Raw genomic sequence first — 12,489 nt, forward strand, 5'->3', positions numbered from 1 at the left:
CCGACTGCCGGACCGACCGCCGACCACTGATTCACGGGGCTGGGGCCTCCCCGTCCTCCCGGACACCCACGGAGCACATTCGATGGCGAACGAAGAGCAACTTCGCGACTACCTGCGCCGGGCGGCGACCGAGCTGCACGACACCCGGAACCGGCTCCGGGACGCCGAGGACCGGTGGCACGAGCCCATCGCCATCGTCGGCATGCAGTGCCGCTACCCCGGCGGGGTCGGCTCCCCGGAGGAGCTGTGGGAGCTGGTCCGCACCGAGTCCGACGCGATCACCGGCATCCCGTCCGGGCGCGGCTGGGAGCACGGCGAGACCGTCGGCGGCGCCTCCTACCGGGGCGGGTTCCTGGACGACGCGGCCGACTTCGACCCCGATTTCTTCGGCATCTCGCCGCGTGAGGCGCTCGCGATGGACCCGCAGCAGCGCCTGCTGCTGGAGGCGTCCTGGGAGACCCTGGAACGCGCCGGGATCGACCCCACCTCGCTGCGCGGCAGCCGGACCGGCGTCTTCGTCGGGGTGATCGCCAGCGACTACCTGTCCCGGCTGTCCAGCACGCCCAAGGAGGTCGAGGGGCACCTGCTGACGGGCAGTCTGGTCAGCGTCGCCTCGGGCCGGATCGCCTACGTCCTGGGGCTCGAAGGCGCGGCCGTGACCGTCGACACCGCGTGCTCCTCCTCGCTGGTCGCCCTGCACCTCGCCTGCCAGGCGCTGCGCGCCGGCGAGTGCGACCTCGCGCTCGCCGGCGGCGCGACCGTGCTCGCGACCCCGGGCGCGTTCGACGAGTTCTCCCGTCAGCGGGGCCTCGCCGCGGACGGCCGCTGCAAGTCCTTCGCGGCGACGGCCGACGGCACGGGCTGGAGCGAGGGCGTCGGCATGCTGCTCGTCGAGCGGCTGTCCGACGCGCGGCGCAACGGGCACCCGGTGCTCGCCGTGGTGCGCGGCTCCGCGGTCAACCAGGACGGCGCCTCGAACGGCCTCACCGCGCCCAACGACCTGGCGCAGGAGCGGGTGATCCGGCAGGCGCTGGCGAACGCGCGGTTGGCCCCGGCGGACGTCGACGCGGTCGAGGCGCACGGCACGGGCACCCGGTTGGGCGACCCGATCGAGGCGCAGGCGCTGCTCGCCACCTACGGGCAGGGCCGGCCGGCGGAGCAGCCGCTGCGGCTCGGCTCGATCAAGTCCAACCTCGGCCACACCCAGGCCGCCGCGGGCGTGGCCGGTGTGATCAAGACGGTCATGTCGATGCGGCACGGCCTGCTGCCGCGCACGCTGCACGTGGACGAGCCCACGCCGATGGTCGACTGGGAGGCGGGCCGCGTCGCGCTGCTCACCGAGCCGGTCGCCTGGCCCGCGGGCGAGCGGGTGCGCCGGGCCGGCGTGTCGTCGTTCGGGGTCAGCGGCACCAACGCGCACGTGATCATCGAGGAGCCGCCGGCGGCCGAGGAGCAGGAGGAGTCGCCGGCAGCCGACGGGCAGCCGGTGCCGGCGGCCCCCGGGGTCGTCCCGTGGGTGGTCTCGGCGCGCACCGAGGCCGGGCTGCGGGCCCAGGCGGCCCGGCTGCGCGACTGGGTGGCCGGACACCCCGGGGCCGACCCGGCCGACGTGGCGTGGTCGCTGGCGTCCGGGCGGGCGGTGCTGGAGCACCGGGCCGTGCTGGTCGGCCGGGAAGCCGCCGACCTCGCGGCCGGGTTGACCGCCGTGGCCGACGCCGCCGCCGCCCCGGGCACCGTGGCGGTGGTGACCGGTGCCGTGCCGCGCGGCACCGGACGCACCGCCGTCCTGTTCACCGGCCAGGGCGCCCGCTCGCGCGGGATCGGGCGGGAACTCCACGCCGCCTTCCCGGTGTTCGCGGACGCGCTGGACGAGGTCTGCGCCGCCTTCGAGGGGGTGACGCCGTTCTCCGTCCGCGACGTGGTGCTCGGCACCGCGCCGGGCGGCCCGGACACCGGGGCCTCGGACACCGGCGACTCGGACACCGGGGCCTCGGACACCGGCGGCCCGGCGGACCCGACCGAGCCGGAGTCCACCGGCGTCGCCCAGCCCGCGCTGTTCGCCTTCGAGGTCGCCCTGTACCGCCTGTGGGCCTCCTGGGGCGCGACGCCCGACTACGTGGCCGGCCACTCGCTCGGCGAGATCACCGCGGCGCACGTCGCCGGGGCGCTGTCGCTCGACGACGCCGTCACGCTGGTCGCCGCCCGCGCCCGGCTGATGAGCGCGCTGCCGGCCGGTGGCGCCATGCTCGCGGTGGGTGCCTCCGAGGCCGAGGTCGCCGCCGTGCTGGCGTCGGCGCCGGGCACGGTGGGGCTGGCCGCGGTCAACGGGCCCGCGAGCGTGGTGGTCTCCGGCGCCGAGGAGGCCGTCGACCGGGTGCGGGCCGAGTGCGCGGCCCGGGGCTGGCGGTGCGCCCGGCTGCGCGTCTCACACGCCTTCCACTCCGAGCTCATGGAGCCGGTGCTGGAGAAGTTCGCCGGCGTCGTCGAGGGGCTGCGGTTCCGGGCTCCGGCGATCCCGCTCGCGTCCAACGTGACCGGGGGGATCCTGGCACCGGAGCGCCTGGCCGACCCGGGCTACTGGGTCGAGCACCTGCGGCGCACCGTCCGGTTCGGCGACGCGCTCGGCGCGCTGCGGGCCGCCGGGGTGACCACCTTCGTCGAGCTGGGGCCGGAGGCGGCCCTGACGCCGATGGTCGCCGAGTGCCTCGCGGCGGAGGAGGCCGCCGGCACCGTCGCGGGCATCGCCACCCTGCGCCGCGACCGCGACCCGGTCACCGGTGTGCTGGCCGCGCTGGGGCACGCCTTCGTGCGTGGTGCGGCGGTCGACTGGGCGGCGCTCACGGCCGGGCCGGCGACCGGCTCCGCCGGGCCCGCCCGCCGCCGGGTCGAGCTGCCCACCTACGCGTTCGACCGGCGCCGGTTCTGGCTGGACGCGGGCACCGACGCGACCGACGCGACCGGCCTCGGGCAGGGCGCCGCCGACCACCCGCTGCTCGGCGCGATGGTGCGACTCGCCGACGGGCACGGCTCGCTGTTCACCGGTCTGCTCTCGCTCGACACCCATCCGTGGCTCGCGGACCACGTGGTCTTCGGCACGGTGCTGCTCCCGGGCACCGCCTTCCTGGAGCTGGCCCTGCACGCGGGCCGGCGGGTCGGGTGCGAGCGGGTCGAGGAGCTCTCCCTGGAGGCACCGCTGGTCTTCGCCGAACGCGGCGGGGTCCAGCTCCAGCTCTGGGTCGAGGCCCCGGACGAGGACGGGCGCAGCGCGATCGCGATCCACTCGCGGCCCGGCGGCGACGATCCGGGCGAGCCGTGGACCCGGCACGCCGCGGGCACCCTGGTCCGCGCCGGGGCCGGTTCCCCCGACTCCGACTCCGACACCGACCCGGGGGCCGCGGCCGACCTCGCCGCCTGGCCGCCCGCCGGCACCGTCCCCGTCCCGCTCGACGGCTTCTACGACTGGCTGGCCGACACCGGCGTCACCTACGGCCCGGCCTTCCACGGCGTGCGCGCGGCCGCCCGGCGCGGCGACGAGGTCTTCGGCGAGGTCGAACTGCCCGAGAGCGTCGCCCACGAGGCCGACCGGTTCGGTGCGCACCCGGCCCTGATGGACGCGACGCAGCACCTGCTCGGCATCGCGGCCTTCGCCGACCGGGCCGACCCGGGCGCCGGCCCGGTGTCGCTCCCGTTCTCCTGGCGCGACGTCCGCCTGCTCGCCCCCGGCGCGGCGACGGCCCGGGTCCGGCTGCGGCGCACCGGGCCGGAGTCGGTGGCCCTGACCCTCGCGGACCGGGACGGCCGGCCCGTCGCCGAGGTCGGGTCGCTCGCCGTGCGGCCGGTCTCGCCCGAGAAGCTGCGGTCGGCCGCCGGCGCCCGGCAGGACCCGCTCTACGCGGTCCGCTGGACGCCGCTGCCCAGCCCGGCGGCCGTCCCGGCCGTCACGCCCGCGACCTGGGCGGTCGCCGGGGACGCCGGGCCGTTCGCCGGCCGGCTGGACGCCGCCGTCCACGCCGACCTGGCCGCGCTCGGGGAGGCGGTCGACGCCGGGGCGCCCGTGCCCGAGGTGGTCGTCCTCCCGTGGCCGGACGGCGCGCCGTCCTCCGGGCCGGACGCCCCCGGCCCGGACGCCGTCGCCCCCGCCCTGCCGCCGGTGGCGGACGTGCACGCCGCCGTGAACCACGCCCTGCGGCTGGTGCAGGGCTGGCTCGCCGACCCGCGCTTCGCGACCGCGCGCCTGGCCGTGGTCACCCGCCGGGCGGTGTCGGTGGGCGCCGACGACCCGGTGCGCGACCTCGCCGCGGCGGCGGTCGGCGGGCTGGTCCGCTCCGCCATGTCGGAGAACCCGGACCGGATCGTGCTGGTCGACCTGGACGACGACGAGGCGTCCGTCCCGGCCCTCGCCGCCGCGACCTCGGCCGCCGCCGACTCCGGCGAGCCCCAACTGGCCCTGCGCGCGGGGGCGCTGTACGCCCCCCGGATCGCCCGCACCGACCCCGCCGGGACCGCCGGAGCCGCCACCGAACCCGCCGGACCCGGCACGGCGCCCGACCGGGCCGGGCCCGCCTTCGACCCCGAGGGCACGGTGCTGGTCACCGGCGGCACCGGCGCGCTGGGCGCCCTGGCGGCACGCCACCTGGTCACCGCCCACGGCGTGCGCCGGCTGCTGCTGACCAGCCGGCGCGGGCCGGCCGCCCCCGGCGCCGCCGAGCTGACCGCCGAGCTGACCGCGCTGGGCGCGGCGGTCGTGGTGGCGGCCTGCGACGTCGCCGACCGCGAGGCGCTGGCGGCCCTGCTCGCCGCGATCCCCGCCGCACACCCGCTGCGCGCCGTGGTGCACACCGCCGGCGTCGTCGACGACGGCGTGATCGGTGCCCTGACGCCCGAGCGCGTCGCCTCCGTGCTGCGCCCCAAGGTGGACGCCGCGACCCACCTGCACGAGCTCACCCGCGAGCTGGACCTGACCGCCTTCGTGCTCTACTCCTCCGTCGCCGGTGTGATCGGCAGCCGGGGCCAGGCCAACTACGCGGCGGGGAACGCCTTCCTGGACGCCCTCGCGCACCACCGGCGAGCCCTGGGGCTGCCCGGGGTCTCGCTCGCCTGGGGTCTGTGGGAGGAGGAGAGCGGCCTGATGAAGGACGACTTCACCACCACCGACCGCCGGCGCATCGACCGCAGCGGCGTCCTGCCGCTCTCCGACGGCCAGGGCCTCGCCCTGCTCGACGCCGCCCTCGCCCGGGGCGAGGCCCTGCTCGCCCCGGTCCGCCTCGACCTCGCGGCGCTGCGCCGGCTGGACGACGAGCTGCCGATGATCCTCAGCGCCCTGGTGCCCGCCCGGCGCCGGGCCGGCGGCGAGGACGCGCGCAAGCTGGCCCAGCGGCTGGCCGGCCGCCCGGAGGCCGAGCAGCTGCACCTGCTGACCGACCTGGCCCGCCGCCAGGCCGCGCTGGTCCTCGGCCACCCCGGACCCGAGGCGGTCGCGCCCGACCGTGCCTTCACCGAGCTGGGCTTCGACTCGCTGACCGCGCTGGAGATGCGCAACCGCCTCAACGCCGCCACGGGCCTGCGGCTGCCCGCGACGGTGCTGTTCGACTACCCGAACGCCACCGCGCTGGCCCGGTTCCTGCGCACCGAACTGCTGAGCCTGCCCGGCTACACCAGGGCGCCGGCCGTCGCCGCCGCCCGGGTGCTCGACGAGCCGATCGCCATCGTCGCCATGAGCTGCCGCTTCCCCGGCGGCATCGCGAGCCCGGAGGACCTCTGGCGCTGCGTGGCCGACGGCGTCGACACGGTGGTGCCGTTCCCGACCGACCGCGGCTGGGACCTCGCCGCGCTGTACGACCCGGACCCGGACCGGTCCGGGCGGTGCTACACCCGCGAGGGCGCGTTCATGCGGGGCATCGACCGCTTCGACTCCGAGCTGTTCGGCATCTCGCCGCGCGAGGCACTGGCGATGGACCCGCAGCAGCGGATGCTGCTGGAGACCTCCTGGGAGGCGTTCGAACGCGCCGGTCTCGACCCGTCGTCCCTGCGCGGCAGCAACACCTCGGTGTTCGCCGGGCTGATGTACGCGGACTACGCCGCCGGCCGGGTGCAGAACGTCGACGACGAGCTGGAGGCGTACATCGGCAACGGCAACTCCTTCGGCGTCGCGTCCGGGCGGGTCGCCTACACCCTCGGCCTGGAGGGCGCGGCGGTCACGGTCGACTCGGCGTGCTCCTCCTCGCTGGTCTCGCTGCACTGGGCCGCGCACGCGCTGCGCACCGGGGAGTGCGACCTCGCCCTGGCCGGCGGGGTGACGATCATGTCGACGCCGAGCGTCTTCGTGGAGTTCGCGCGCCAGCGCGGGCTCGCCCCCGACGGCCGCTGCAAGTCCTTCGCGGCCGGCGCGGACGGTACCGCGTGGGGTGAGGGCATCGGCATGCTGCTGCTGGAGCGGCTGTCGGACGCGCGGCGCAACGGGCACCCGGTGCTCGCCGTGGTGCGCGGCTCGGCGATCAACCAGGACGGCGCGTCGAACGGACTCACCGCCCCGAACGGGCCCTCGCAGCAGCGGGTGATCCGGCAGGCGCTGGCCAACGCGGGCCTGGGCACCGCCGACGTGGACGCGGTCGAGGCGCACGGGACGGGGACGACGCTGGGTGACCCGATCGAGGCGCAGGCGCTGCTGGCGACGTACGGGCAGGGCCGCGCCGAGGACCGGCCGTTGTGGCTGGGGTCGGTGAAGTCCAACTTCGGTCACACCCAGGCGGCGGCCGGTGTCGCGGGCGTCATCAAGATGGTGATGGCGATGCGCAACGGCCTGCTCCCGAAGACCTTGCACGTGGACGCGCCGACGCCGCACGTCGACTGGTCGGCCGGCCGGGTCGAGCTGCTCGCCGAGGCGCGGGCCTGGCCCGAGCTGGACCGGCCGCGCCGGGCGGCCGTCTCCTCGTTCGGGATCAGCGGCACCAACGCGCACGTCATCCTGGAGCAGGCACCCGCCCTCGCCCCTGCCTCCGCCTCCGTTCCCGCCGACTCCGCCCCCGACTCCGCCCCCGACTCCGCTCCCGCCGAACCGGCGGGTGTCGGCGGGGTGCTGCCCTGGGTGCTGTCCGCCCGGACGGAGGGTGCGCTGCGGGCCCAGGCCGGCCGGCTGGCGGAGTGGGCGGTCGAACACCCCGGGGCCGACCCGGCCGACGTGGCGTGGTCGCTGGCCTCGGGGCGCGCCACACTGGAGCGCCGCGCGGTGGTGTGGGGCCGAGACACGGACGAACTCACCTCCGGTCTGCGGGCGTTGGCCGACGGTTCGGCCTCGACCGCCGCGTCCGCGGTCGCCGGTGACGCGGGCGGGCCCGGCGCCGGCCCGGTCACCGGCCCGGTCCTCGTGTTCCCGGGCCAGGGCTCCCAGTGGGCCGGGATGGCCGCCGAACTCCTGGCGACCGGGCCGGAGTTCGCGGCCGCGATCGCCGAGTGCGCGGCGGTGATGGACCCGTTGACGGACTGGTCCCTCCAGGAGGTCCTGCGGGATCCGTCGGGCGCGCTGCTCGACCGGGTGGACGTGGTGCAGCCGGCGCTGTTCGCGGTGATGGTGGGCCTGGCCCGCTGGTGGGAGGCGCGCGGGGTCCGCCCGGCCGCCGTGATCGGCCACTCGCAGGGCGAGATCGCCGCCGCGCACGTGGCGGGGTTCCTGTCGCTGGCGGACGCGGCCCGGATCGCGGTGCTGCGCAGCCGTGCGCTGCGGCAGGTCTCCTCCGTCGGCGGCGGCATGCTCGCGGTCGGGGTCACCGCCGAGCGCGCCGCCGAACTCATCGCCGGTGACGCCCGGTTGTCGCTGGCGGCGGTCAACGGCCCCACCGCCGTGGTGCTCTCCGGCCCGGTCGAGGCGCTGTCCTCGGTCGCGGCCGACTGCGAGCGCGACGACGTACGGGCCCGCTGGATCCCGGTGGACTACGCGTCCCACTCCGTGCACATGGACGTCCTGCGGGACGACCTGAACGAGCTGCTGGCGGACATCGCCCCGCGGCCGGGCCGGGTGGCGATGTACTCGACCGTCACCGGCGGCGGGGTCACCGACCACCGGGCACTCACCGGCCCGTACTGGTACGAGAACCTGCGCAACACCGTCCGGCTGGACACCGCGGTGCGGGCGGCGGTCGCCGACGGGCACACGGTGTTCCTCGAATGCAGCCCGCACCCCGGCCTGGTCGTCCCGCTGGAGGACCTGATCGCCGAGGCGGGCGGCGGCGGCACCGTCCTGCACACCCTGCGGCGCGGCGAGGGCGGCCCGGGGCAGCTCGTCGCCGCCCTCGCCGCCGCCTACGCGAGGGGCCTGCCGGTGGACTGGGCCGGGCTGCTGCACCACGCCGGCGTCCACCGCGTCGACCTGCCCACCTACGCCTTCCAGGGCCGGCGCTACTGGCTCGACCCGGATGCCGGCACCGCCCTGCCGGGCCGGACCGGGCCGAGCGCCGCCCCGGCCGGCGACCCGGTCGACGCCAGGCTGTGGGACACCGTCGCGGCGGCCGACGCGGAAGGCCTCGCCGCCCTGCTCGACATCGCCGAGGACACCCCGCTGCGCGAGGCCCTGCCCGCCCTGTCGGCCTGGCGGACCAGGCAGCGGGCCGACTCGGTGGTGCGCTCGTGGCGCTACGCCGAGCAGTGGGAACCCTGGACGGACGCCCCGGCGGCGCCCGAGCGGCTGACCGGGCGCTGGCTCGTCGTCGCGCCGCAGGGCCCGGCCGCCGACGCGCTGCGCACCGCCGTCACCGGCCTGCTCACCGGCCGCGGCGCCGAGGTGGTGGCGCCGGCGGCCGGCCGGCTCCCGGCCGGGCGGGCCGAACTCACCGACGAGCTGCGGGAGATCGCCGCGGCCGGCGCCCTGAGCGGCGTGCTGGTGCTGCCGGTCGGGGACGCGGCGCAGCGCGACCCGGCCCCCGTCCTGGACGCGTTCGTGACGCTGGTGCAGGCCCTGGGCGACGCCGGCCTCGACGCACCGCTGTGGTGCGTCACCCAGGGCGCGGCCCCGGTCCTCGGCGAACCGCCGCTCAGCGCCGTCGCGGCGGCCGTCCGGGGCCTCGGCCGGGTCGTCGGCCTCGAACACCCCGGCCGCTGGGGCGGCCTGGTCGACCTGCCGGAGACGGTGGACGCGCGCGCCGCCGACACCCTGGCCGCCGTCCTCGGCGCGGGGCCGGCCGAGGACGACATCGCGGTCCGCCCGCTGGGCGTCTTCGTGCGCCGGCTGGCCCGGCTGCCGCACGCCGAGGGCGCCGCCGCCCACGGCACCGGCCGCGAGGCCGCCTGGCACCCGGGGCGGACGGCGCTGGTCACCGGCGGCACCGGGGCGCTGGGCGGGCAGGTCGCGCACTGGCTGGTCCGGGCGGGGGCCGAGCACCTCGTGCTCGTCAGCCGCGGCGGTCCGGCCGCGCCCGACGCCGCCCGGCTGCGGGAGGAACTCACCGCGGCCGGCGCCGACGTGACGCTCGCCGCGTGCGACGTGAGCGACCGCGCCGCGGTCGCCGCGCTCCTCGACGACCTGCGGGCCCGCGGACTGCGGCCGGACACCGTGGTCCACACGGCCGGCGCGGAGGTCGGCGGGCCGCTGGACCGGACGACCCGCCAGGACATCGACGAGGCGCTCGCCGCCAAGGTCGGCGGCGCGCTGGTGCTGGACGAACTGCTGCGCTCCGACGAGCCCGGCACCTTCGTGCTGTTCTCCTCCGGCGCCGGGGTGTGGGGCGGCGCCGGACAGGGCGCCTACGCGGCCGCCAACGCCTACCTGGACGCGCTCGCCGGGCAGCGCCGCGACCGGGGCGCGGCCGCGACCGCGATCGCCTGGGGCCGGTGGGGCGGCTCGGGGATGTCCGCCGGTGAGGCCGGGACGCACCTCGACCGGATCGGGGTGCCCGCGATGGCCCCGGCGCTCGCGCTCGAAGCGCTGCGCCAGGCCCTGGAGGAGGGCCTGGCCACCGTCACCGTCGCCGACATCGACTGGCCGCGGTTCGCGGTCGGCTACACCGCGGCCCGCCCGCGCCCGCTCATCGCGGAGCTGGTCGCCGCCGCGACCCCGGCGCGGGCCGCCGGCGGCGACGGCGCCGGGACGGGCACCGACGGGTCGGCCCCCGAGCTGCTGCGCGAACGGCTCACCGGGCTCTCCGGCACGGACCGCGACCGCGAGCTGCTCGCCCTGGTCAGGGCCGAGGTCGCCGCGCAGCTCGGCCACGCCGACCCGGCCGAGATCGAGCCCGAACGGCCGTTCCGCGACCTCGGGTTCGACTCGCTGGCCGCCGTCGGGCTGCGCAACCGCCTCACCGCGGCCACCGGCCTGACGCTGCCGACCACGCTGGTCTTCGACCACCCCACGGCGGACGACCTGGCCGGCCACCTCGGCCGGGAGCTCTTCGGCGACACCGCGCCCGACGCGTCGGCGCTCGACGGGCTGGACCGCCTGGAGGCCGATCTGTCGGCGCTGGCCGGCCCCGCCGAGCGGGAACGCGTCGCGGCCCGGCTGTCCGAGCTCGCGGCCCGGCTGCGCGGCGGCCCGACCCCGGCCACCGAGGGCGGCCGGGACCTGGGCAACGCGAGCGACGACGACCTGTTCGACATCCTCGGGGAGGAGTTCGGGATCTCCTGAGCAGTCGTCCGTTCCAGGCACCCGAACCGACAGGGGTAGGCAGATGTCCGACAACAGGTCCAACGAAGAGAAGCTGCGGCACTTCCTGCGGCAGACGGCCGCCGATCTGCGGGCGACCAAGCACCGCCTCCAGGAGGTCGAGGAGGCGGCCCGGGAGCCGATCGCGATCGTCGCGACGGGCTGCAGGTTTCCCGGCGGGGTCCGCTCCGCCGAGGACCTGTGGCGGCTGGTGGCCGACGGCACGGACGCGGTCGCGGGCTTCCCGGCCGACCGGGGCTGGGAGGTCGGCGGCACCGGCGGCGGGGCCGACCCGCTCGGCGGTTCGGCCGCCCGGCAGGGCGGATTCGTCTACGACGCGGCCGAGTTCGACGCCGAGTTCTTCGGGATCTCCCCCTTCGAGGCGCTGGCGATGGACCCGCAGCAGCGGCTGCTCCTGGAGACCTCCTGGGAGACGATCGAGCGGGCCGGGATCGACCCGCCGGCCCTGCGGCGCAGCCGGACGGGCGTGTTCGTCGGCGCGTCCGCGCTCGGCTACGGCGGCGGGCAGCGGCGGGCGGAGTCGGGGGTGGAGGGCTACCGGGTCACCGGCGGCTCGATGTCCGTGGTGTCCGGCCGGGTCGCCTACGCGCTCGGGCTGGAGGGGCCGGCGGTGACCCTGGACACCGCCTGCTCCTCGTCGCTGGTCGCGCTGCACGCCGCGGGCCAGGCCCTGCGGGCGGGGGACTGCGACCTCGCGCTCGCGGGCGGCGTCACCGTGATGGCCCGGCCGACCGCGTTCGTCGAGTTCTCGCGTCAGCGCGGGCTGGCCTCGGACGGCCGCTGCAAGTCGTTCGCGGCCGCCGCCGACGGCACCGGGTGGGGCGAGGGCGTCGGTCTCCTGCTGCTGGAGCGGCTGTCGGACGCGGTGCGCAACGGACACCCGGTACTGGCCCTGGTGCGCGGTTCCGCGGTCAACCAGGACGGCGCGTCGAACGGCCTGGCCGCGCCGAACGGGCCGTCGCAGCAGCGGGTGATCCGGCGGGCACTGGCCACCGCGGGCCTGGCCCCGGCGGAGGTGGACGCGGTCGAGGCGCACGGGACGGGGACGACGCTGGGTGACCCGATCGAGGCGCAGGCACTGCTGGCGACCTATGGGCAGGGCCGGCCGGAGGGCCGGCCGTTGTGGCTGGGGTCGGTGAAGTCCAACATCGGCCACACCCAGTCGGCGGCCGGCGTCGCGGGCGTGATCAAGATGGTCGAGGCGATGCGCAACGGCGTGCTGCCGAGGACGCTGCACGTGGACGCGCCCTCGCCGCACGTCGACTGGGCGAGCGGAGCCGTCGAGCTGCTCACCGAGGCGCGGGCCTGGCCGGAACTGGACCGGCCGCGCCGGGCGGCCGTCTCCTCGTTCGGGATCAGTGGCACCAACGCGCACGTCATCCTGGAGCAGGCCCCGCCGCCGGCCGACGAGCCGGCCGGGCGGCCGCCGGCCGCCGGCGTGGGCGGGCTCGTCCCGTGGGTGCTGTCGGCCCGCTCCGGCGAGGCCCTGCGGGCCCAGGCCGCCCGGCTGCGCGAGCGCGTCTCGGCGGAGCCGGCGCCCGAACCGGCGGACGTGGCCTGGTCGTCCGTCACCGGACGGGCCCTGCTGGAGCACCGTGCGGTGGTGCTGGGCCGGGACGTCGCGGAGCTGACGGCCGCCCTGGCGGCGGTGGCCGACGGCGCGCCCGGCCCGGCCCGGCCGGGCGCGGGCCCGGTGGTGGTGACGGGTGCCGTCCCACAGGCGGCCGCGGGCTCGGGCGGGCGGTCCGCCGTGAAGTACGCGGTGGTGTTCGCGGGGCAGGGTGGGCGGGTGCGGGGGATCGGTCGTGTGTTGTATGCGGCGTTCCCGGTGTTCGCGGCGG

General features: G+C 77.7%; 2 protein-coding genes. Both read left to right on the forward strand.

Features of this window, described 5'->3' with window-relative positions:
* The first annotated feature begins 82 nt into the window (after nt 1-82).
* Nucleotides 83-10,609: a type I polyketide synthase gene (locus tag ACIQTO_RS37360; protein WP_402398011.1), complete on the forward strand. Its 10,527-nt coding sequence runs from the start codon at nt 83-85 to the stop codon at nt 10,607-10,609.
* Nucleotides 10,610-10,715: 106 nt separating this feature from the next.
* Nucleotides 10,716-12,489: type I polyketide synthase (locus ACIQTO_RS37365; protein ID WP_402398013.1), on the forward strand; the 1,774-nt coding region annotated here is incomplete at its 3' end.

Origin of the sequence: Kitasatospora sp. NPDC091207 (assembly GCF_044768625.1) — a bacterium.
GTDB lineage: Bacteria > Actinomycetota > Actinomycetes > Streptomycetales > Streptomycetaceae > Kitasatospora.